Below are 21,241 nucleotides of genomic sequence, written 5' to 3' on the forward strand. Positions count from 1 at the left end.
ATTACTCATGTCTTACAGCTTTCACCCTTTTTACATTGACGACTCCTAAGTATATCTGGGTAAGTCCGACACCGAACAGGACGGGAGCGGCACCAGTGACAAGGTAGGTGCTGATCATTGTCTGGATGATCCCCATGCTCATCATTAGTAGATACTTTTCCTGTTTAAAACTGAAGTAGGTCCCGATGAGGGAAAGAATGGCTAGTCCGACAAGCAGCGGTGCTGCCCATGGATAAAGGTATAAAGCTTCCATAATTATTTGTACCTCCTGATTGTTTTCTGAATTTTATAAAAGTTTATCATCTGAGTGTAATGGCTTCAACAGTGAAAAACGTCTAGTTTTGACGCTTTTCTGTTGTTTGAGGTATGGATAGGTATTCCCGTGCTGCTGCTTATTTAAACTTGTTCGTACAACATTTTTTTACATAGAGAGGGTGTTGGAAGGATGAATGGAAAGATTGTCGTTGATCATTTATCTAAAACATTTAAAAAAGGCGGGGTTCAAGCTGTCAAGGATGTTTCTTTTAACGTGGAAGACGGAGAGTTCTTCGCCTTTCTCGGTCCAAACGGAGCTGGGAAATCAACGATTGTGCAGATTTTGACTACCTTGATGAATGCAACGTCTGGATCGGCTTTTGTTGCAGGCTTTGACGTAATCAAGGAACCGGAAAAGGTGAGGCGCCATATAGGTGCGGCCCTTCAGGAAACAGGGGTCGATCCGGATCTGACCGGCCGGGAAATGCTTGAGCTGCAGGCATGGATTTTCGGGTTCGGTAAAAGGGAGGGGCGTATTCGCGCAGAAGAGCTTCTGGATATTGTGCAGCTGACGGAAGCTGCTGAGCGAAGAATCGGACGGTATTCCGGAGGCATGCGCCGGCGTCTCGATCTGGCGCTTACCCTTGTACATGAACCTGCCATCCTTTTTCTGGATGAGCCGACAACAGGGTTGGATCCCTCCAACCGTATCGCCGTGTGGGAGGAGTTGAGGCGGTTGAATAAAGACAAGGGAACGACCATTTTTTTAACCACCCAGTATTTGGAGGAAGCCGACAGTCTGGCTGACCGGATCAGCATCATTAACGATGGAGAAATCGTGGCTTCCGGAACACCCAGAGAGCTTAAGGCTCGAATAGGGAGTGACCTTATCGCCCTCACTCCTGTGGATGGAGGAGATGAAGACAGGACGCTCCACTTGTTGAAATCCGGTCTGATCGATGCGGATGTTATTAGAAAACAGGAAAAGATTTTGATTTACGTTGAGGAAGGGACGAGACAACTGTTGGAAGTGACACGTATTCTCGATCGGGAAAATATTGAAGTCGAGGATATCCAATTATCCTCTCCGACCCTGGATGATATTTTCCTGAAGATTACAGGAGAGGGGAAGAAAAGCTATGAGCAGTAATGTGTGGAGAGATACGTGGCTGATGACAAGAAGAAACGTGAAAACGACCTTAAGAAATCCGTTTTCTTTTATTCCCAATCTGATGATTTCCGCTTTTTTTCTATTGGTCTATGAAGGAGGGCTGAGCGGGATATCTCAGCTTCCAACGTTTGAGGGAGCCAACTACTTAGCTTTCATTCTGCCTGTATCCATCGTTTCGGCAGCCATTGGTGGAGCCGGTGGGGCGGGGCAGAGTATTGTGAAGGATATTGAAAACGGGTTCTTTTCCCGGCTGCTGCTGACGCCTGCCTCGCGTCTTTCGATTGTCTTTGGTCCGATCATTGCGGGGATGCTCCAGCTTTTTGTGCAGACGCTGCTTATCATCGGGATAGCTTTTTTGCTGGGTCTTGAAGTCCGGACAGGCGTGGGAGGCGTCCTGTTTGTCCTTCTGATCGCCATCGGATGGGGACTTGCCTTTGCCGGGTACTCCGCCGGTGTTGCTTTACGGACAGGGAACGCGCAGGCTGCTCAGGCCGGAACGTTTATCTTTTTTCCTCTTATATTTTTAAGCACCACGTTCGTCCCCTATGAGCTCATTGACGCGCAGTGGCTCAAAATTGCTGCGGTCATCAACCCGACCACCTATATTTTTGAGAGTATGCGGACAGTTCTGATTGATGGGTGGGTCTTCTGGGATATGATGCAGGGGGTCATCGCCATTACCATCGTCAGTACATTGACCATTACTTTTGCGGCAGTCTCAGCGAAGCGGGCGGTTTCCCGTGGATAATTAAGGAAAAAGGGGGATTCTGGCCTTCCTCGTATGGTAGACTAAGGATAATAATGAAGCAAGGAGTGGTGTTTATGTCAAATAACAGACGATTCATAACAAATAGCATCCAACAAAACAGAGGAGGACACCACTCGTAGCGTCCTCCACATATTCAGGAGGAATGGAATGAAACGGAAGGATTTTACAACATACTTTAAAGAACAGCTGCAGGATGGAGAAAAGGCCGGCAGGGTGACGACATCCACCCACGGCATTTACACAGTGGCCGACGATGAAACAGAGCGCTTCGGTGAAGTATCCGGACGCTTCCACTATCATACGGTTGAAGACAGCGGTTTTCCTGCTGTAGGGGACTGGGTTGTCATTAAGCCCTGTGATCAAAGCAGGCGTGTGAAAATCCAGCGTGTATTAAACAGGAATACGGTCTTATCCCGGAGTGCTCCTGGACAGACCCACAAAGAGCAGGTGATAGCGGCCAATGTGGACGTTGTCTTTATCGTCACAGCTTTGACTCAGGAAATGAATCCGAGAAGAGTGGAACGGTATATAGAGCAGGTGTATGAGAGTGGGGCACGTCCAGTTATCGTTTGTACGAAAAAGGATGTATCTGCGTCGCTTCATAAACAGCTGCTTCAGGTTGAACAAGCAGCCCCGGGAGTCCCTGTGTATCCTGTGAACAGCCTTCTTGGAGAAGGGCTGGAGCCATTGAAACAAGAATTAACACCTGGATTGACCGTTTCTTTGATCGGTTCTTCGGGGGTAGGGAAATCCACGTTAATGAACGCTCTGCTTGAACAAGAAGTACAGGAGACACAGGCCGTCAGGGAAGAAGATGATCGCGGTCGTCATACGACGACACATCGAGAGTTGTTCGGCCTGCCTGACGGCTCTTATATGATCGATACGCCGGGAATGAGGGAGCTTCAGCTCTGGGGAAACGGTGAAGGGAATCTTGATTATACGTTTTCTGATATTGAAGCTTTAAGCGCCGGGTGCAGGTTTCGAGACTGCCGTCACGAAGAGGAGCCGGGGTGTGCGGTCAAAGCGGCCATTCAAAGCGGAGAGATGGAAGCGAGCCGGTTGAAAAGCTACAATAAATTGAAGCGTGAACGGAGACGTCTGGAGTTGAAGGATCAGTACGGAACTCATCGGACGAATCGTATGCTGCATGGTCCCAACGCTGTTAAAGAATAAAGACATCGGTATAAACAAACGCCCCCTGAGAACAGGGGGCGTTTGTTTATACCATATAAGAAAGCATCTCCCGATAGGAGATGCTTTTTTTCGTTCTTATTTATTCATATACTTTTCGATTTCCCATTTACTGACCTGCAGGGAATATTCGGTCCATTCTTTACGCTTTTCTTCAATATAGGCACCGGATGTGTGATCACCAAGGGCTGATAGAAGAAGCTCGTCTTTCCCAAGAGCGCCAAGCGCTTCTTTTAAGTTTGTTGGAAGTGTTGGAACACTATCGTCCTCGACTTCATACAGGTTACGGCTTTCTGCTTCACCGGCGTCCATTTCTTTCTTGATTCCGTCAAGACCCGCCTGGATCAGGACAGCAAGCGTCAAGTAAGGGTTGGCGGTCGGGTCCGGGTTACGGACTTCGAAGCGTGTTCCTTTTCCGCGGGTTGTTGGTACTCGGACCATACAGCTGCGGTTGGAGTGGGACCATGCCACACTCACCGGCGCTTCATAACCTGGTACAAGACGCTTGTAAGAGTTTACGTTCGGGTTCGTAATCGCAGCGATTCCACTTGCGTGGTGAAGAATACCCGCAATGAACTGCTTCATTGTTTTGGAAATGCCGTCAGAAGCATCCTCATCAAAGAAGGCGCTGTCTCCGTTTTGGAACAAGGATAGGTGACAGTGCATTCCAGAACCGTTTTCACCGGAAATCGGCTTCGGCATGAAGGTTGCATGATAGTCATGGTTGGTGGCGATATCTTTGACCACGTTTTTGAATGTTTGAATGTTATCGGCTGTTTTCACCATGCTGTCAAAACGGAAGTTGATTTCGTGTTGTCCCATAGCTACTTCGTGGTGGGACGCTTCCATTTCGAATCCGTATTTCTTAAGGGTACGCACGATGTCACGGCGCACTTTATCTCCTTTATCTTTAGGAGAAGCATCGAAGTATCCGCCACGGTCGTTCATTTCGCGGATTGGGTAGCCGGCGTTGTCCAGTTTGAATAGGAAGAATTCCGGTTCAGGACCAACGTTAACGGTATAGCCCATGTCTTCCGCTTCCTGCATCGCACGTTTAAGAATGAAGCGTGGATCGCCTTCAAATGGCGTTCCGTCCGGCTTGTAGATGTCACAGATGAAACGTGCACTGCGATCTTCGTCCACAAGGGAAGGAAGAAGCAGGAAGGTGTCGAGATCAGGATAGAGATACATGTCACTTTCCTGAATATCCGAGAATCCGGAAATGGAGGAGCTGTCAAACATTGCTTCATTCTCAAGAACCATTTCAAGCTCTTCAACTGGAAGTTCTACGTTTTTCGTATCCCCAAGCATGTCCGTGAATTCCAAGATAAGAAATTCAATATTGTTTTCCTTTACTTCATGAATGATCTGTTCTTTCGTGTATCCCATTGATTTACCCTCTCTCTTTATAATTTGTAAGTTTTGTATCCATTTCACTTTGGATATGTAGCTCTTTTTTCTTTATGTAAGGAATTCTAACATAAAGTGTAGAGTAATCTCAAACCCTTTTAGGAAATTCCCTAAAAAAATATTCTGAAACTTGTGTAAAGCAAGAAAATAAGATGGGAATCATAAACTTAAAGGGAAAGGGGATAGCCTGTCATGATAAAATTCATCCATTTATGGAAGGTTTTTTTCTGTTTTTTATACCTGTTCCTGCTCAGCGGCATGCAGTCGTGGCTTCAGGTAACGGCATCCGAGGGGCACATTTACAGGTATCTGCTTATGATGCAGACCGCCTATATTCCCGTGGGGATGATCCTTGCCCTTCCGGTGAATTTCTCTTCCTTTCATTTATCAAAGCCGGCCTTTACTCTGCTTACCTTCTATGTCATACCCTGTTTTCTGTTTCTTTATGTACCTTTTTTATTTCCAGGGTTCATGATCTTTCCAGAGGTTCTTCATGCCGACCCTTATGCAGGTATGATGGTGCAGGTGCTTCTTGGGTATGGAATGCTCTCCGTCTTGAAGGAGTGTGGCCCGTCAAAAAATGGAGGCCGTAATGGACGCGGGCGTTAATCTATTTTATAATCGTATCGGACAAGCAAACTTACATAGAAAGGATGATTTTAAATGAGTAAGACATTTATTTTCGGTCATAAAAACCCGGATACCGATACGATTACGTCTGCAATTGTGTATGCAGATCTGAAAAAGGCTCTTGGCGAGGACGTGGAACCTGTCCGCCTTGGTGAAGTGAACGGGGAAACACAATACGCACTGGATCAGTTTAACGTAGAAGCGCCGCGTCTTGTCGAGCGTGTATCTGATGAGGTGGAACAGGTGATCCTTGTCGATCACAACGAGCGGCAGCAGAGTGCAGCAGACATTGACGACGTTACGGTTCTTGAAGTCATTGACCACCACCGTATTGCCAATTTCGAAACGAAAGGCCCGCTTTACTACCGTGCAGAACCGGTCGGTTGTACAGCAACGATTCTTCTTAAGCTATATAAGGAGAAAGGGCAGGAGGTTTCCAAGCCGATGGCAGGGCTGATGCTTTCAGCAATCATCTCTGATTCCCTTCTGTTTAAATCTCCGACATGCACGGAAGAAGACCGTCGTGCAGCGGAGGAGCTTGCTGAAACCGCCGGTGTCGATACAGAAGAGTACGGCTTGAACATGTTGAAGGCCGGCGCGGATATCAGTGATAAAACAGCGGAAGAATTGATTTCCCTTGATGCCAAGGAATTCGATATGGGGGGCAGGAAAGTTGAGATCGCCCAGGTGAATACCGTCGATACGAATGATGTCCTTTCCCGTAAAGCAGAACTCGAAGCAGCAATGGATATAAATGTGGCTGAAAAAGGACTGGATTTATTCGTGCTTGTCGTTACAGATATTCTTGAAAGTAACTCCACTGTCGTTGCTGTCGGTAGTGAAACAGCAGCTGTCGCCGAAGCTTTTGAAACGTCCCTTGATGGAAACCAGGCGGTCTTGAGCGGCGTTGTTTCCCGTAAGAAACAGGTTGTACCACCGCTTACTACGTATTTTGGATAAGGAACACAGAACTCCCCTTTCATAAGGGGAGTTTTTTTATGTCATTGACAGCCTGTGCAGAAAACTCTATAATTTGCGATAATGATAATCATTTTCAATAAGGGGTTGAACATGTTGACCATCACGGACATAAAAATTACCGAACAGGAAAAAACAGAAACCTTTACGTTCCGGCCCTTGAGTGAAAAGGATACCGATACGCTGTTTGAATGGATGCATCAGAGGCACATTGCCCCTTTCTGGAAGCTCAATCTTCCGATGGAATCGTTTAAAGAGTGGGTGCGGGCATCCATCACTGCAGATCACAAAGACTGTTATCTTGTAGACTGGAATGGGGAGCCGGCGGGATATCTTATTGCTTACTGGGCGGGAGAGGATCCTGTTCACCACTATTATGACCACGAGGCGGGGGACCTCGGCATGCATGTACTTGTAGGTCCGGAGAAATTTTTGAACAAGCAGGCAGGACGGCAGCTGCTGCAGTCCATGATTCAGTTTTTGTTTTTTACCTATCGTACAGAACGGATCATAGGAGAACCGGATATCCGCAACCGTATCATTATTCCCATTATGAAGGGTCTGGGAGGAAAGGTTCTTCACCGGATTCAACTCCCACATAAGCGGGCAGCGCTTATAGCAGGAGAGAAGCAGGCGGTTGAACATGTCCGTAAAAGCCAGGGGATCCAAGTTGCCTTCCGGATTTCAGAAGAAAAGGAGGGTGTATATGGAAAAGACGCATCAAGTAGATGAACAGGTGCTTGAATTATTACATAAAATCGGCCGGAAAATGCAGCAACTCCAGCATCCACCTTTAGATCTGTTGACAGCCCGACAGTCGCGCGAGTACTACAAAGTCGCGCGTACGTATTTCCCTGACCTCCCTGCCCAGGGTGTGAATACAAGGGAGGACAGGGTTTTGTCTGCCGATGGGCATGAGATTCCTGTCCGCATCTATACGCCTTCAGGTAAAGAAGAACTCCCTGTACTTGTCTATTTCCATGGCGGGGGATGGGTGTTCGGGGATATTGACAGCGCTGATTCGGTCTGCCGGTATCTCTCCTCCCATTCAGAGGTCACCATCGTTTCTGTCGGATACAGGCTTGCACCGGAGCACAAGTTCCCGGCAGCATATGATGATGCACGTGCCTCCGTTTTATGGGCCCGGCAGCAATGGCCGGACGCTCCGGTCTATTTAGGGGGAGAAAGCTCCGGTGGTAATCTGGCCGCAGCCGCTTCTGGATATTTCAGGGATAATCACGAGGTTTCTATTGAAGGGCAGCTGTTAATTACGCCGGTCCTTAATTACGATTTTTCGACGTTCAGCTATCAGGAAGACTTCCGCTATAACTTGACAATGGAAAAGATGAAATGGTTTTTCAATCATTACTTACATATGGAGGAAGAGGGAGAAAAAGAAGAAGTTTCTCCCCTTCGCCTGAAGAATAAACGCGGGCTGCCTGAAACACTGCTTGTTACAGCCCATTTCGATCCCCTGCGGGAGGAGGCCGCTGCCTATCACAGACAGCTGCAGGAGTCCGGTGTCCAGGCTTCAAGGCTCCATTTCGAAGATCTCGTTCACAGTTTTATCAATATGGCGGGCGCGGTGGATCGTGCCCAAGAAGCCCTTGGGGACATAGCCGCTTCTTTCAAAACCATGATTCATCAAAACGAATCCTGACAGGAAGGACCAGGAGAACACGGCACTGCTTCGCACATCCCATGGAGAAATCCTCTTTCGGTGATCCGCATCGTTTATTCATCACCGGCGGCTTTTTTCATACACTAATAGTCGAGGTGAGGATATGCCGAGAATTCAATATAATAATTCCGACGTTGACTTGATGGCCCGTATGATGAGGGCGGAAGCGGTAGGAGAAGGAAAACAGGGGATGTTGTATGTAGGGAATGTCATTGTGAACAGGGCCAAGGCAGATTGTCTGGATTTTAGAAATGTGCGGAATATCAATGACGTCATTTATCAGGTTCAAGGCGGGAACTATTCGTTTGAAGCTGTTCAAAAAGGCAACATGTTTTATAACCGGGCACGTTCTACAGAAAAAAGACTGGCAAAAAAGAATCTGGATTACTGGCGGCAGCATCCGGCTAAATATTCCCTCTGGTATTTCAACCCCTACGCCCCATGTCCAGACACATGGTACGGCCAGCCCTTTGCCGGACAATACAAGAAGCACTGTTATTATGAGCCGGCTCCTGGGTCATGTGACAGTGTGTATATCGGAAGTTGAGCAGCAAACATGCAATGAGGCCCTTGAACGGGTCTCTTTTTTCTATAGCAAAGGGGTGGATGGAATTGCCAGTCAAGAGTTTTTTTGAAACAATAGAAGCAGGGTGCAGCCTTACATATATCCTTTAGAGGTCATGAAAGCTGATTCGGCAGTTTTTCCTTTTTATTCCATAGTTCATGAACGTTTGATAAGGACTCATTTAGGAAAGACAATCGGAGTGCGCTTCTGCAGGCTTCCGGAGTGCGAATCCGGCTTCGACCGTAAGGAACGAGGAGGGGAAAGGAATGAATACAATAGAGAGCTTGTACGAGTTTTCCATCGCTGTCCTGCTTCTATGCAGTCTGCTTTCCATCCTGCAGTTGAGAAAAACGAAAAAGGGAAGAAAGCTGTCCTTGTTTGAAACCGGTCTTTATGCGGCTATGCAGGGAGCCGCTGCCTTATGGGTCGGAACCTTTCTTTATATTTATTATATCGGGTAGGGCCCCGGATCGTTTCGAAAATCTCAGCGCGCGGTTCATATGAAAACCTGCTATACTTTTTATAAAAGATTTCGAACCTGCCAAACCGGCGGGAGAGGAGGAGCCATCGTGTTAAAGGATAAATACTTAGAACTGCTTGCCAAGGAATACGATAGTGAAGAAAAAGTGATTACCGAACTGATCAATCTGAAAGCTGTCCAGAATCTTCCCAAAGGAACGGAGCACTTCGTCAGTGATCTGCACGGCGAATACCAGGCCTTTCAGCACGTACTCCGCAATGGGTCAGGCAAAGTCCGTGAAAAAATCAGTGACTTGTACAAAGGCATTCTATCTGAACAGGAATTGAACGAATTCGCTACGCTGATTTATTATCCTGAAGAAAAAATGCAGCGGATTAAAAATTCCTTCGACCGCAGGGAGGATCTTGAGCTGTGGTATGAGGTCATGATTGAGCGGATGATCAAGCTGATTTCTTATGCCTCTTCCAAGTACACACGCTCCAAGCTCCGCAAAGCCCTTCCAGAGCCTTTTGTTTATATTGTGGAAGAACTGCTGTACAAAACCGAGGACTTTGCAAATAAGGAATCCTACTATAACAAAATCGTCCAGCAGCTGATCTCCCTCGATCAGGCTGATCAGCTGCTTATCGGGCTTTCGTATACAACACAGCGGCTCGTCGTCGATCACCTGCATGTTGTCGGGGATATCTATGACCGTGGCCCGGAGCCGGATAAGATCATGGAAACGTTGATGGACTACCATTCCCTTGATATCCAGTGGGGGAACCATGACGTTCTCTGGATCGGCGCATATGCCGGCTCACAAGTGTGTCTGGCTAACATCATCCGTATTTGTGCGCGCTATAATAACCTCGATATTATTGAAGATATGTACGGCATCAATCTGCGTCCGCTGATGACCCTTGCCGAAAAGTACTATGATGATAACGTGCCTTTCCGGCCGAAAATCCAATCCGGTTACCAGCCGTCGGAGGATGAAATTGTCCAAATTTCAAAAATCCATCAGGCCATAGCCATGATCCAGTTCAAACTCGAGAGTCCAATCATTAAACGGCGCCCATATTTTAATATGGATGAACGCCTTCTACTGGAAAAAGTCGACTATGAGCGGCAGGAGATTACGCTGCAGGGAACCACGTATCCGTTGGAAAATACCTGCTTTGCGACCATTGATCCGGAAGACCCGTCCAGGCTGCTGCCAGAAGAGCAGGAAGTCATCGACAAACTGTTGTTTTCTGTCCAGCATTCTGAGAAGCTGGCGAGACATATGAAATTCTTAATGAAAAAAGGCAGTCTTTATTTGAAATATAATGGCAACCTGCTTATCCACGGGTGTATACCTATCGATGAAGATGGAAATATGGAAGAGATGAAGATTGAAAACCAGACATACGCGGGAAGGGAACTTCTTGATCAATTTGAAAAATTCCTGCGTCAGGCCTTCGCAAATCCGAATACCATCGATGACCTCGCCACTGACATGGTGTGGTATTTATGGACGGGAGAACATTCCTCCTTGTTCGGGAAACGGGCCATGACTACGTTTGAACGTTATTTCATCAGTGACAAGGCGACTCATAAAGAGAAGAAAAATCCTTATTATTACCTTCGTGAGGATGAAGAGATCTGCAGGAAAATTCTAAAGGAGTTTGATATGAACCCAGACCAGGGTCATATTATTAACGGTCATACACCTGTAAAGGAGATTGAAGGGGAAAATCCGATCAAGGCCAACGGGAAAATGGTCGTCATCGACGGTGGTTTTTCAAAAGCCTATCAGCCTAAAACCGGAATCGCCGGTTATACGCTCCTTTACAATTCTTACGGGATGCAGCTCGTCGCCCACCAGCACTTCAACTCGAAGGAAGAGGTTCTTCGTGACGGAACCGATGTATTATCCGTGAAACGCCTCGTAGACAAGGAACTGGAACGGAAAAAGGTGATGGAAACGAATGTAGGACAGGAGATTCAGGAAGATATCGATAACCTGAAGCAGCTGTTGAAAGATCGTTATTTGAAGTAAGGGAGAAGATATAATGAGTGAAACAGGGTTACTCGGGGCAGGGAGTATTCTCGTAGGAGACCTGCTTGTCCAGGGCTTGTTTTTTCTGATTCTCGCCGCTGCTGTCGTTGGTGTGGTTTCTTTTTTCATTACATCGAGAAAAAAGAAGGATAGGATGGACCGCATAGAAGAAAAGCTGGATCTGCTCATCCAGGAATGGAAGGACAAAAAATGATAACCAAAGGAAGGCTGTTTACCAGCCTTCCTTTCAGTCTGTAGAAAAAGTTCGTCCTATCCAGTTAGAGTGGTCCGTATGTCCTGTTGAGAAGGCACGTTCCGCTTATCGGTGGATGCTTGCCGCGGGCACGGCCTCAGCTAACTTGGTCAAGAAAACCCTTTTGACCAAGTGGATCTTCCGCTCGCGCTGTTCCTGCAGGCGTCACCACCGAACGCTCCTCGTGCCGATGCAGCTATACCCTATGATAAAAGAGAACGTTGAGCATCGCTCCTTCGTCGTTTCAAATGAACAGGACAAGCTGCGTTACGGCCGCTTGCGTGGGGAAAATCCTATTCATGACCAAGTATTGGTGATCGTTCCTTTGGAGTCACTAGAAAAAAAGTTTCTCTACAAGCTGAAAAGGAAGGCTGTTTACCAGCCTTCCTTTTTTAATGGTGTCCTTCATGGGTTGTCATGTCGGCAGGGGCCTGATCTTGAAGATACTGAATGTCTTCAGAAGTCAGTTCACCTACTACAACCTGGGTCATCGGTGAAATGGTTGAGCCTTCATTGGAGGCATGAACCTTTACAAAGTACAGGCCTTCGGTTTCCAAGCTTTTTTCTGAACGCCATGATCCCTCTTTATGATGGCTCATGGCGTTCATTCCAGATGACGTTCCATCCCGATTTGTCCATTCGATATGTACGAAATCAGGGTCTGTTACCGGCTGTCCGTCTTGAGTGAGGGTGACAGTTGTAACAGCTGATCCACCTTTAACTAAATCTTGAGGTATGGAAATTTCCGCTTGGAGGGGGTGTGTAACCTTATACATGGATGCAGCATCTTCCTTCAACTGACATCCCGACAATAACAGCAAAGCTCCAATGATGATGGATATTCCATTAAGCTTCATGGAAAAACCTCCTTAAGGTTCCCACTCGTCTAATGATCAGCTGATCAATGAGAAGGGCGGCCAGCAGGGACAACCCCGCCAGTGGAAAGAATAAGCCGAGAAGAAGCAGTAAGGTGAAGAATGGCTTCACGCTTCTTTCTTTTCTCTCTCTTGGCGCACCCATGCTGTGACTGGGCTTCTTTTTCAACCATAGGTAAACGCCGCTGACAACTACCAGAATAATTCCAAGGCAGATGAAGAGGCTTAGAAGCTGGTTGACTATGCCGAACTGAGTTCCTTTGTGAAGGGTGATCCCCAGAGCGACGGTCTTTCCGATCCAGCCATAATCTTCAAACTGATAGTTGGCAAGAACGGCATTGGAATATTGATCGATGTGAACCGTTGCTTCATCTTGAGCACGTGGTGGAAAAGCGGATAAGGTGTACACGCCTTCCGGGGTGCTTGGGTAGTAAACACTATACGTCGGGTGAATATCCAGCCGTTCCGCTTTTTGAACCACATCATTTATGGAAACAGGCGTCAGCCCCTGGACAGCAGAAACGGGAACATCCAGGGTTTCTGCGGCCCATGGCACTTCCGCAATATCCTTTGTTTCCATATTCGAGGTCGGAGCGCTGCCTGTCCAGACGGAAGGGGGATAGCCTTCCCCAGTATTTGTGGCCATGTTTTGGAAGTTGGTGCCCCAAAGCCCGGACCAAGGAAGACCGGTCATTATTAAGAAAAGCATGCCGGCAGAAATCCAGAAGGCAGGAACCGTGTGCAGATCCCGCCGGAAAATATTCTTCCCTTTATTGAAACGCGGAATCCATATACCCCAGGGGCCTTTCCTTTTCCGGGGAAACCATAAGTATATGCCTGTCACGATTAACACAACACCCCAGCTCGCGGCTAATTCAACAATTCTGTCGCCCGTTGTGCCAGCCATCAGCTCTCCGTGAATTTCTTCTATTTTATCCATAATGCGGTCTTCATCTTTTAAAGTTCCCATGGTTTCGCCTGAGTAGGGATCAACGAATACCGTAAGTCCATCCCCTTCAGTCTGTAGGTTGACTTCACTGGAGCGGATGGGAGATTCTCCTGGGCGGAATGCAGTAGTAGTTCCTTCTGGATATTCAGCTTCCGCTGCCTGCACCTGTTCGGATGCTGGTACCTTTTGGCCTGTTTCTGTTACCTCATGATACTCACTGTAAAGAACAGCTTCAATCTGGGGTTTGAACAGGTAAACAGCTCCTGTAACGGCCAGTATCAGAAGAAATGGGGCGAAAAGGATACCTGCGTAAAAGTGCCATTTCCATATCGTCTGGTAGAGGGTCGCTCTTTTTTTCTTTTTTGACTGCTTATCTGCTGGAAGGGGATGATGGCTCATGTGTCCGGCTCCTTTAACATTGGGATGGTTTGGTTTTTAGTCGGCATAAAGATTACGAATGAACGATCCAACTGGATCAATATGCATAGATAGATTTTGAGGATGGAGAAAAAAGCTCCATCTATCAGGGTATAAAAAAAGGACAACCCCTTCAAATAGAATTGGATAAGGAAGAAAATTACGAGATGATTGTGCGATTCTTGTCATGAAATAGTCACAGAACAGACAAAAAAAGCTCTCCATAAGGAGAGCTTAAGAGTGTATTCATGTTCAGACCTTTAAAGGGAGCGGCGTTTTAGTAGTTTTCATTAAACTGCTGGATGGTTGTGGTCAGCTTGTCGAGCTGCGATGGGTTTTGTATGGAAAAAGAAGGGTCGTTTACCAACGTTTTGATTTCTTCCTTCAGCGTTCGTAAGGAAGACGCCAATGCTTTATTGTCTGCATCTGTCTCCTGTTCGAAGGAATGGTGGGTGATGATTCCGTTCAGAGTGAACAGGGCGTTATTGTACTCGTTGAACCATCCCTTTTCAAGCAGGGCTGAACGCTCGGCCGTATTTAAGAGGCGTTGGTTTCCCGTCAACCGCTGCAGACTTTTGGTCAAAAGGGCCGTCTTCATTTGGGCTCCAGCCTCTCCAGAGTCCTGGTTGTGGTAGGATTCATAGCTGATCGCTACATCTTCCAACATAAAGGGGAGTTCTTTAATGATGGATTCAGAGGCGGCCACTGAAAATTCATCCACATCATCCGCCCGGCTGAAATCAAATGCCAGATAGGAAGAGAGGAGTGTTGTGAAAAGAAGAACGGCACTGGTCAGTTTCCATCGATTCATGTTTGGTGCTGCCACTCTTCCCGAAGAACCCCCATGCGGATAGAGTCATAATAGTCACCCTGATAGATACGGACTTTCCGCATCCTTCCTTCAATTTTCATCCCCAGCTTCTCCCCGACACGCATCATTCGTTCATTCCGCGACCACGTCGTAAGCCCTATCCGGGCCAGTGGGAGGTTTTCGAATAAATGACCGATCCAAAGCTTGAGCGCTTCTGACCCATAGCCGCCGTTCCAGTAGACAGGGTCGTATATCCCGATGCCGACCTCGAGCCACAGCGAAGGCTTGTGCTCCCAGTAATAGGAAACGGTGCCGATGATGACTCCGTTCACTTCGATGATCAATCTTGAATCGGGTTCATCGGGGGCGAGCCTGCGCTTTCTGGCGTACTCATGACTTCGATAGCTGTCCATTGTATGAGGCTCCAGAGGATAATAAGGAGCATCCCATTTTTTCCATTCCGCGTTTTTTCCATAAATTAAAGGATAAAGAATGGGTATATCTTCTTCTTCAATACTTCGTAGTGTAACGAGCTGACTGGTCAATTTTAGTGCCTTATTCAGTTTTTGCAAGCGCATCCCCCTCCGTTCACACTTTTTTCCATCGTACCATAATTGAAGAGGGTTGTTTGAAAAAATGGAAGTGTGGAATTAAAATAAGGAAACGTACATAAGCAGGGCAGGTGAGAAGATGATTCATGTTATGGCCTATTCAAAAGAAAACGGCCTGAAGGAAGGTTTATCGGTGGATGACCTGCATAACCAGCAGTGGGATTGGTACTGGGTGGATTTTGAAGCCCCGACCGAAGATGAAGTGAAACGGTTGGAAACAGATTTCCATTTTCATCCGCTCGCCGTGGAGGACTGTCTCCATGGATTGCAGCGGCCGAAGCTGGATTATTATGATGATCACACATTTCTCGTCATCCATTCAGTCGACAGCACGACATTGGAACGGAAGGAAGTGGATATCTTTCTCGGGGAATGTTCCATCGTCACCTTTCATAAGGAAAAGAACGCCCCCCTGGATCAAGCGCATACTATCGTAAAACGGACGCGCGATTTCACCCAGGTGGATGAATATTATATTTTCCATCAGATTCTGGATAAAGTGGTCGACAACTATTTCCCGATCATTTACGGAATTGAAGATCATATCAATGATATTGAGGACAATACGAAAAACCTGTCGATGGAAAAGCTGCTGGAGCAGTTGTTTGACAGGAGGGGGGAACTGTTGACATTAAGGCAGACGGTTCACCCGATGCGCGATCTTTTGTATCGGATTTTGAACTCTCATCATTTGGAAGGGGTGTTCGAGCGGAGGGAATACTTTGCGGATATCCATGACCACCTGATCAAAGTGGCAGATATGATTTTGTCCAACAGGGAAATGACGCAGGATATCCGGGACAGCTATATGTCTTTAAACTCCCATGAGACGAACCGGACAATGCAGATTTTGACCGTCATCAGTGTCATCTTTATGCCTTTGACATTCATCGTCGGGGTGTATGGCATGAACTTTCAACATATGCCGGAGCTTGGATTCCAATACAGCTACCTGATCGTCTGGATCATTATGATCGGTGTTGCTGCAAGCATGTTCTTCTGGTTCAAAAATAAAGGATGGTTTGATTAAGGAAAAGGCGGAGAATGAATCTCCGTCTTTTTTCCGTCTTAAGGAGGAGAAAAGTTCACTCGTCCGGCCGTTATGGAAATGAGGGGGGCGTTCTATACTGGAGATAACTACAAAACAAAGGAGATGAAAGCATGTGGAACCCTTTGGAAATCTCCATTGATATGGAAGAACGCCGACCTCGATAAACGAAAAAAAGCGCCTGGAGATCACCTCCAGGCGCTTTTGACTTTAATCTTCCTGATCAAACCAGAGCAGTTCGTCGTCGTCGACGAAACCATTATAGTTAATGAAGATTTCTTCATCCGCTTTGATATCTGTATAAGCATAAAAGTCAAACGTATGCGTATCAAAATTAATGACATAATTCGCGTTCGGTTTATAGGAATGATTGAACATCATCCCGTATCCAAGAACGAAGGCGGTATGGTTTTCCCCGTATTCAAAGGCATAATCGGCAAGCATTGTTTTTTCAATATGCTCGTGTTCTTCGTTCGGATAAGGAATAACCGGTGCCCTGTGGATCAATTCGTCCTTTTGAATATTACGGACAGCAAACATTCCGCGTCCCAGTTCGTCGTCTTCCAGTGTGGAAGTCCGTACTTCGATCATTTCGTTCACCTGCACTTTCTGTTGAGCGGTCTTCTTCCCTAGTCTGACAGGTTGAAGGAAAAAATACAACTTTCCCTTTCGAAAGAATAAGAAAAACAAGCGGTTGGATACTATACGTGACTCATCAAATCAAGGGAGGAGCATTCCCGTTGCTGAAAAAATACAACATGGTGTTCAAAGTATCCGCTGCTATTATGCTTGTGCTGGTCGTGTTCGGGGTCATATGGCCGGACGCGCTTGAACAGACGACCTCATCCATAAAAACACTCATTGCCAACACCCTCGGGTGGTATTACTTAATTGTTGTCACCTTGTTTCTTCTCGTTTGTTTATCTTTTTTAGTCACACCTTTGGGAAGGATCAAGCTCGGAAAGAAGGACGATAAGCCTGAATTTTCCCGTCCGACATGGATTGCGATGCTGTTCAGTGCAGGTATGGGAATTGGGCTTGTGTTCTGGGGAACAGCGGAGCCGATCAGTCATTATGCTGTCAGTTCACCGACAGGGCAGACAGGAACTGAGCAGGCAATTAAAGATGCTATGCGCTTTACGTACTTTCACTGGGGCATCCATGCGTGGGCGATTTATGGCATCGTTGCTCTTGTGCTCGCTTATTTCAATTTCCGTCATGAACAGCCGGGGCTGATCAGTGCGACACTGAAGCCGCTGATCGGTGAAAAAGCAGCGAAGGGCGCGTTCGGCCAGGTCATCGATATTCTGGCTGTGATCGCTACTGTAATCGGGGTTGCAACCACCCTTGGGTTTGGAGCCGTTCAGATAAACGGAGGTCTTTCGTACTTGTTTGACCTTCCATCCGGCATTCTTGTCCAATTTATCATTATTGCTGTCGTGACGGTCTTGTTCATGATTTCCGCCTGGTCAGGACTTGGAAAAGGAATTAAAATTCTCAGTAATGCCAATATGGGACTGGCGAGTCTGCTGTTTCTACTCGTCTTCATCCTTGGGCCGACCATGTTTATTTTGAACTTATTTACGAACTCAATTGGTACGTATGTGCAGAATCTGCCGATGATGAGCTTCCGGATTGCTCCGTTAAATGCCGAGACGAGAGACTGGATTGACGCGTGGACATTGTTCTACTGGGCCTGGTGGATTGCCTGGAGTCCGTTCGTCGGTGTGTTCATCGCAAGGGTTTCCCGAGGCCGGACCATCCGGGAGTTTGTCTTTACGGTCCTCGTTGTACCCTCGATTATCGGGTTCCTGTGGTTTTCCACATTCGGGGGGACAGCGATTGACATGGAGCACAGCGGTCTTCGTATGATATCGGAACTGACAGCTGAAGAATCCCTGTTCGGAGTATTTGAAAATCTCCCCCTCAGCTGGCTGGCTTCCATTACAGCCATGACGCTTGTGGCAACCTTCTTCATTACCTCTGCGGATTCCGGGACATTTGTCCTCGGGATGATGACGACAGGGGGATCGGAGACTCCGGGAACTTCTATCAAACTGACGTGGGGCGTGCTTCTTTCCGCAACAGCGGTTGCTCTTCTATACACGGGAGGCCTGCAGGCTCTGCAGAACACGATGATCATTGCTGCGCTGCCGTTTTCCATTATTATGCTGCTGATGGTTATCAGCTTTATCAAGGCGATTTATAAGGAAGGAAGGGAACTGGGCGTCGGCCGGTTCAACCCGCCACATAAAGATAAATAGAAGAACCCCACGGCCGGTACAGGGCTGTGGGGTTCCGTTTTGTTCAGTTCTTCAGGATATCGTGATCGACATACCGTTTTCCGTTCAATTCGCTGATGATATTGACGGCTGTTTCTGCACCGTGGCCGGCTGTAATGATGGTGTGTACACTTTTTCCAGCAACTGTCCCGGCTGCCCAAGCTTTCGGGAGGGATGTACGCCCATGCTGGTCTGTTTCAATGATTTTAGCGACCCGCGGTTCGGTGCCATCAGTCGTCTTTACGCCAAGCTGTTCAGCCGCCTTCACGGACATTCCGGTAGCAAACAGGAGATGTTCCGACTCATAGCTGCCTTCCGTAGTTGTGATTTCATAATAGGCGCCATCCTTAAAGGAAAGATTAGTCACTTCTTCAGACTTTAACTCCGCTCCGAATTTTTTCAGCTGCTGATGTCCCGTTTCAAGAAGGGCCGGACCTTCGATCGCGTCCACCCCATAATGATTCTCGACCCAGGCTTTTGCGGTTATACTCTTTCCGTGATCGAGTACGAGCGTTTTTTTACCTGCTTTCGCTGTAAATAGACCAGCTCCGGCCCCGGCTGGACCGGCACCAATGATTGCAATATCGTACATGCCTGTCACTCCTCTACATGAAATTGGTAGACAATTCAATTATATCGGAATGATTAGAAAAAATAAATTTCATATTTCGTGAGCAACCCCGTTGCTTTATCCATAGATGTCACGTATGATTCATTTCGGAATGCGAAATAAAAGGAGGAGAGATCATGAGTGAAGAACAAACGGTCCGCAATCCGAGGGGATTACTGATCTCTCTTTGTGCGGTCATGATGATGTCTGTGATGAACGGGACAATGTTCAATATTGCCGTTCCGGATATCGCTAAAACGTACCAGCTGATGCCGTCAGAAGTCAGCTGGGTAATGACTGGATATATTATGGTTTATGCTGTAGGGGCTCTTACTTACGGCAAGCTTGCTGACTATTATCCGTACAGAACGCTCATTACGTTCGGACTAACGGTTTTTGCCGTGGGGTCTCTGTTCGGTTTCTTTGCCCAGAATTATGCCATGGTCCTCATGGCCCGTGTTATTCAAGCTCTTGGAGGTGCGATGATCCCGGCGCTTGTTTTCCTGGCTCCCATCCGGTATTTTCCGAATGAACGCGGAAAAGTACTTGGGATTGTATCTTCAGTCATGGCTTTTGCGTCGGGGATCGGTCCGATCGCCGGAGGATTTATCGCTGGCTTTCTTGACTGGCGCTATTTGTTCCTGACATCAGCGCTGATCATCATAACCCTGCCGTTTCTGAGGAAGAATCTGCCTCAGGAAGAAGCGAAGAAGGGATATATCGATTACGTGGGTGCTGGTTTGATCGGAGGTTTCATCTCTACCCTTCTTCTGGCGATTACACTCGGAGTGACGTGGCTTTTTGCCGTGTCCGCCCTGTTTTTTGCCTTGAACCTTTGGCGGATGAAGATGATTGATGAACCGTTTATCCCGCCTCATCTGTTTAAGAATGTCAAATACACAGCGACGATCGTTACGAGCTTTTTAGGTGTTGTGTGCTTGTTCGGAATGATGTTTATGCTTCCGATTATGTTCAGGGATGCCTACCAGATGGATACGATGACCATCGGTCTGATTCTTTTCCCTGGTGCGATCAGTGCGGCCCTGATGGGGCAGAAGGGCGGAAACCTTGTTGATTCCAAAGGGAATACCTTTGTCCTTTATCTTGCTTTAACGCTGTTGATCACGGGATTTGCCGTTCTGTCCACCCTCGTCGGTGCCCATCCGTATGTGTTGAGTGCCGCTATCATTATTTCATACATGAGCTTCCCGCTCGTTCAGGCTTCTTCTGCCGATATTCTGGCCAACCTGCTTCATAAAAATGAAACAGGGGTCGGGATGGGTGTGTTTAATCTATTGAACTTTGTCTCAGGAGCTTTAAGTGGAGCGGTCATCGGAAAAGCATTGGATCTGTATGACCCTTTCCAACCTATAAATGTGCTTGGATTTAACGGGAACACAGCCATTTACAGTAACGTCTTTTTAGTTTTTGCTGTCATCATTGCCGTTGGTTTCATTCAGTTCAGGCTGAACTACAACAAAACGACAAAGCCGGCAGCACAAGAAGAACCCGCCTCCTTATAAGGAGCGGGTTCACAGCTTGTAGAGAAATCTCTGTTTCTTTACAAGCTTTTTTCTTTCTTGCCGCCAGGAGCGAAAGCCCCTTCCCTTTCCGCGGACGAGCGCCCGAGCTTCCTCGCAACACCCACGCTCGGCGATCTCGGCCCACTCGTTCTTCCGCAGGAGTGGAAGGGACACCGCTCCTTGGGAGTTCTTTAACATCGACAAAGACTCTCCTTCACCCAGCTCAACTTTACTGGATGGAGGAGAGTCTTTTTTAGATTCCGGCAGGCAGCCGTATCAGCGGCTGTGCTTTTCCTTTTTCATTTCGTATGATAAAAGAGTGATGATTGCGTAAAGCGGTAAGTATGCCTGTTAAACAGGGATGGATGTTTCGTCCGTGACCATGGAAGAACTGTATTTCCTGCGGCAGACACTGTTTACGATGGTGTCGTCAAGAAATGCGGTGATCTCCTCGTATACATCTTCTACACAGCGGCCGTCAATGATCAGCACGAATGGGTCATCTATATTCATGAATAGGAAAAAAGACAACATTTTGGGAAGGTGTCCGGCATCTGCAATCAATTGATTCTGATGGATGTATAAGTCGCATCCATGCTGTTTGACGGTATGGTGCACCTTCATGATTTCATTCGTTTTTAAAGGACGGTTCAACTGAATCTGGTAAGATGACAGCTCATTCACTGTCGTCACCTCCGTATTAGT

23 protein-coding genes are annotated in these 21,241 nt (G+C 47.2%); 14 read left to right on the forward strand and 9 right to left on the reverse strand.

Features of this window, described 5'->3' with window-relative positions; genetic code table 11:
• Position 1: 1 nt before the first annotated feature.
• Positions 2-253, reverse strand: a complete 252-nt coding sequence (locus ACXAJH_RS00955; RefSeq protein WP_474968286.1) for a hypothetical protein — start codon at positions 251-253, stop codon at positions 2-4.
• Between the two features lie 192 nt (positions 254-445).
• On the opposite strand from ACXAJH_RS00955, the gene ACXAJH_RS00960 reads away from it, so the two are divergent.
• The 3 genes from ACXAJH_RS00960 (at position 446) to rsgA (ending at position 3,371) form a co-directional block, all read left to right on the forward strand.
• Entirely contained in the window at positions 446-1,405 is a 960-nt protein-coding gene (locus tag ACXAJH_RS00960; protein ID WP_474992856.1) for an ATP-binding cassette domain-containing protein, read from the forward strand.
• On the forward strand, positions 1,395-2,174 hold the full coding sequence (locus ACXAJH_RS00965) for an ABC transporter permease (RefSeq protein WP_474992858.1): 780 nt from the start codon (positions 1,395-1,397) through the stop codon (positions 2,172-2,174). The genes ACXAJH_RS00960 and ACXAJH_RS00965 overlap by 11 nt, the downstream gene beginning before the upstream one ends.
• A 168-nt stretch (positions 2,175-2,342) precedes the next feature.
• Entirely contained in the window at positions 2,343-3,371 is a 1,029-nt protein-coding gene (gene rsgA, locus ACXAJH_RS00970) for a ribosome small subunit-dependent GTPase A (RefSeq protein ID WP_474992860.1), read from the forward strand.
• Between the two features lie 96 nt (positions 3,372-3,467).
• On the opposite strand, the gene glnA is transcribed toward rsgA, so the two are convergent.
• Positions 3,468-4,778 (reverse strand): type I glutamate--ammonia ligase, encoded by a 1,311-nt coding sequence (gene glnA, locus ACXAJH_RS00975; protein ID WP_474968291.1) that lies wholly within the window; start codon positions 4,776-4,778, stop codon positions 3,468-3,470.
• A 213-nt stretch (positions 4,779-4,991) separates the two neighbouring features.
• On the opposite strand from glnA, the gene ACXAJH_RS00980 reads away from it, so the two are divergent.
• The 8 genes from ACXAJH_RS00980 to ACXAJH_RS01015 all read left to right on the forward strand — a co-directional run bounded on the left by ACXAJH_RS00980 (position 4,992) and on the right by ACXAJH_RS01015 (position 11,371).
• Positions 4,992-5,408 carry a hypothetical protein gene (locus ACXAJH_RS00980; RefSeq protein ID WP_474992862.1) on the forward strand — a complete coding sequence of 139 codons (417 nt, stop codon included), beginning with the start codon at positions 4,992-4,994 and terminating at the stop codon, positions 5,406-5,408.
• Positions 5,409-5,462: 54 nt separating this feature from the next.
• Positions 5,463-6,389, forward strand: coding sequence for a manganese-dependent inorganic pyrophosphatase (locus ACXAJH_RS00985; RefSeq protein WP_474992864.1), 927 nt, complete (start codon positions 5,463-5,465; stop codon positions 6,387-6,389).
• Positions 6,390-6,500: 111 nt separating this feature from the next.
• Positions 6,501-7,139, forward strand: a complete 639-nt coding sequence (locus tag ACXAJH_RS00990) for a GNAT family N-acetyltransferase (RefSeq protein WP_474992866.1) — start codon at positions 6,501-6,503, stop codon at positions 7,137-7,139.
• Positions 7,114-8,067 carry an alpha/beta hydrolase gene (locus ACXAJH_RS00995; protein ID WP_474992868.1) on the forward strand — a complete coding sequence of 318 codons (954 nt, stop codon included), beginning with the start codon at positions 7,114-7,116 and terminating at the stop codon, positions 8,065-8,067. The genes ACXAJH_RS00990 and ACXAJH_RS00995 overlap by 26 nt, the downstream gene beginning before the upstream one ends.
• 124 nt (positions 8,068-8,191) lie before the next feature.
• Positions 8,192-8,635: a cell wall hydrolase gene (locus tag ACXAJH_RS01000; protein WP_474968296.1), complete on the forward strand. Its 444-nt coding sequence runs from the start codon at positions 8,192-8,194 to the stop codon at positions 8,633-8,635.
• 284 nt (positions 8,636-8,919) lie between these two features.
• Complete coding sequence (locus ACXAJH_RS01005; RefSeq protein WP_474992870.1) at positions 8,920-9,114, forward strand: hypothetical protein; 195 nt, start codon at positions 8,920-8,922, stop codon at positions 9,112-9,114.
• A gap of 108 nt (positions 9,115-9,222) precedes the next feature.
• Positions 9,223-11,157, forward strand: coding sequence for a fructose-1,6-bisphosphatase (locus tag ACXAJH_RS01010; RefSeq protein ID WP_474991772.1), 1,935 nt, complete (start codon positions 9,223-9,225; stop codon positions 11,155-11,157).
• 13 nt (positions 11,158-11,170) lie between these two features.
• Entirely contained in the window at positions 11,171-11,371 is a 201-nt protein-coding gene (locus tag ACXAJH_RS01015) for a hypothetical protein (RefSeq protein ID WP_474968299.1), read from the forward strand.
• 431 nt (positions 11,372-11,802) lie between these two features.
• Here the strand turns inward: ACXAJH_RS01015 and ACXAJH_RS01020 are convergent, their stop codons facing one another.
• The 4 genes from ACXAJH_RS01020 to ACXAJH_RS01035 form a co-directional block, all read right to left on the reverse strand.
• Positions 11,803-12,267 (reverse strand): FixH family protein, encoded by a 465-nt coding sequence (locus ACXAJH_RS01020; protein WP_474968300.1) that lies wholly within the window; start codon positions 12,265-12,267, stop codon positions 11,803-11,805.
• On the reverse strand, positions 12,257-13,633 hold the full coding sequence (locus ACXAJH_RS01025) for a PepSY-associated TM helix domain-containing protein (protein WP_474968301.1): 1,377 nt from the start codon (positions 13,631-13,633) through the stop codon (positions 12,257-12,259). The genes ACXAJH_RS01020 and ACXAJH_RS01025 overlap by 11 nt, the downstream gene beginning before the upstream one ends.
• A gap of 295 nt (positions 13,634-13,928) precedes the next feature.
• The gene (locus ACXAJH_RS01030) at positions 13,929-14,462 is read right to left on the reverse strand and encodes a hypothetical protein (protein WP_474992872.1); all 534 of its coding nucleotides are present in this window, start codon (positions 14,460-14,462) and stop codon (positions 13,929-13,931) included.
• Complete coding sequence (locus tag ACXAJH_RS01035) at positions 14,459-15,025, reverse strand: GNAT family N-acetyltransferase (RefSeq protein WP_474970375.1); 567 nt, start codon at positions 15,023-15,025, stop codon at positions 14,459-14,461. The genes ACXAJH_RS01030 and ACXAJH_RS01035 overlap by 4 nt, the downstream gene beginning before the upstream one ends.
• Positions 15,026-15,152: 127 nt before the next feature.
• On the opposite strand from ACXAJH_RS01035, the gene corA reads away from it, so the two are divergent.
• Complete coding sequence (corA, locus tag ACXAJH_RS01040; RefSeq protein WP_474968303.1) at positions 15,153-16,103, forward strand: magnesium/cobalt transporter CorA; 951 nt, start codon at positions 15,153-15,155, stop codon at positions 16,101-16,103.
• 228 nt (positions 16,104-16,331) lie between these two features.
• On the opposite strand, the gene ACXAJH_RS01045 is transcribed toward corA, so the two are convergent.
• Positions 16,332-16,712 (reverse strand): SET domain-containing protein, encoded by a 381-nt coding sequence (locus tag ACXAJH_RS01045; RefSeq protein ID WP_474970376.1) that lies wholly within the window; start codon positions 16,710-16,712, stop codon positions 16,332-16,334.
• A gap of 152 nt (positions 16,713-16,864) precedes the next feature.
• Between ACXAJH_RS01045 and ACXAJH_RS01050 the strand changes: the two genes are divergently transcribed.
• Positions 16,865-18,385 (forward strand): glycine betaine uptake BCCT transporter, encoded by a 1,521-nt coding sequence (locus ACXAJH_RS01050; protein ID WP_474970377.1) that lies wholly within the window; start codon positions 16,865-16,867, stop codon positions 18,383-18,385.
• Positions 18,386-18,428: 43 nt separating this feature from the next.
• On the opposite strand, the gene ACXAJH_RS01055 is transcribed toward ACXAJH_RS01050, so the two are convergent.
• A complete protein-coding gene (locus tag ACXAJH_RS01055; protein ID WP_474968304.1) occupies positions 18,429-18,995 on the reverse strand; it encodes an FAD-dependent oxidoreductase in 567 nt (188 codons plus the stop codon).
• Positions 18,996-19,150: 155 nt separating this feature from the next.
• Here ACXAJH_RS01055 and ACXAJH_RS01060 point away from each other — a divergent pair, with 155 nt between their 5' ends.
• Entirely contained in the window at positions 19,151-20,536 is a 1,386-nt protein-coding gene (locus tag ACXAJH_RS01060; protein WP_474992874.1) for an MFS transporter, read from the forward strand.
• A 351-nt stretch (positions 20,537-20,887) separates the two neighbouring features.
• Here ACXAJH_RS01060 and ACXAJH_RS01065 read toward each other — a convergent pair whose 3' ends face one another.
• Positions 20,888-21,220 (reverse strand): hypothetical protein, encoded by a 333-nt coding sequence (locus ACXAJH_RS01065; protein ID WP_474968306.1) that lies wholly within the window; start codon positions 21,218-21,220, stop codon positions 20,888-20,890.
• Positions 21,221-21,241: the final 21 nt, after the last annotated feature.

The organism is Halobacillus sp. ABD4_316 (genome assembly GCF_056161385.1).

Bases quoted from the DNA above. Each gene is read 5' to 3' on its own strand.
- ACXAJH_RS00980 (WP_474992862.1), top strand. From the start codon at position 4,992: ATGATAAAATTCATCCATTTATGGAAGGTTTTTTTCTGTTTTTTATAC.
- ACXAJH_RS00960 (WP_474992856.1), top strand. From the start codon at position 446: ATGAATGGAAAGATTGTCGTTGATCATTTATCTAAAACATTTAAAAAA.
- ACXAJH_RS01055 (WP_474968304.1), bottom strand. From the start codon at position 18,995: ATGTACGATATTGCAATCATTGGTGCCGGTCCAGCCGGGGCCGGAGCT.
- ACXAJH_RS00990 (WP_474992866.1), top strand. From the start codon at position 6,501: ATGTTGACCATCACGGACATAAAAATTACCGAACAGGAAAAAACAGAA.
- glnA (WP_474968291.1), bottom strand. From the start codon at position 4,778: ATGGGATACACGAAAGAACAGATCATTCATGAAGTAAAGGAAAACAAT.
- ACXAJH_RS00985 (WP_474992864.1), top strand. From the start codon at position 5,463: ATGAGTAAGACATTTATTTTCGGTCATAAAAACCCGGATACCGATACG.
- ACXAJH_RS01005 (WP_474992870.1), top strand. From the start codon at position 8,920: ATGAATACAATAGAGAGCTTGTACGAGTTTTCCATCGCTGTCCTGCTT.
- ACXAJH_RS01060 (WP_474992874.1), top strand. From the start codon at position 19,151: ATGAGTGAAGAACAAACGGTCCGCAATCCGAGGGGATTACTGATCTCT.
- ACXAJH_RS01020 (WP_474968300.1), bottom strand. From the start codon at position 12,267: ATGAAGCTTAATGGAATATCCATCATCATTGGAGCTTTGCTGTTATTG.
- ACXAJH_RS01000 (WP_474968296.1), top strand. From the start codon at position 8,192: ATGCCGAGAATTCAATATAATAATTCCGACGTTGACTTGATGGCCCGT.
- ACXAJH_RS01045 (WP_474970376.1), bottom strand. From the start codon at position 16,712: ATGATCGAAGTACGGACTTCCACACTGGAAGACGACGAACTGGGACGC.
- ACXAJH_RS00995 (WP_474992868.1), top strand. From the start codon at position 7,114: ATGGAAAAGACGCATCAAGTAGATGAACAGGTGCTTGAATTATTACAT.
- ACXAJH_RS00965 (WP_474992858.1), top strand. From the start codon at position 1,395: ATGAGCAGTAATGTGTGGAGAGATACGTGGCTGATGACAAGAAGAAAC.
- ACXAJH_RS01015 (WP_474968299.1), top strand. From the start codon at position 11,171: ATGAGTGAAACAGGGTTACTCGGGGCAGGGAGTATTCTCGTAGGAGAC.
- ACXAJH_RS00955 (WP_474968286.1), bottom strand. From the start codon at position 253: ATGGAAGCTTTATACCTTTATCCATGGGCAGCACCGCTGCTTGTCGGA.
- corA (WP_474968303.1), top strand. From the start codon at position 15,153: ATGATTCATGTTATGGCCTATTCAAAAGAAAACGGCCTGAAGGAAGGT.
- ACXAJH_RS01030 (WP_474992872.1), bottom strand. From the start codon at position 14,462: ATGAATCGATGGAAACTGACCAGTGCCGTTCTTCTTTTCACAACACTC.
- ACXAJH_RS01025 (WP_474968301.1), bottom strand. From the start codon at position 13,633: ATGAGCCATCATCCCCTTCCAGCAGATAAGCAGTCAAAAAAGAAAAAA.
- rsgA (WP_474992860.1), top strand. From the start codon at position 2,343: ATGAAACGGAAGGATTTTACAACATACTTTAAAGAACAGCTGCAGGAT.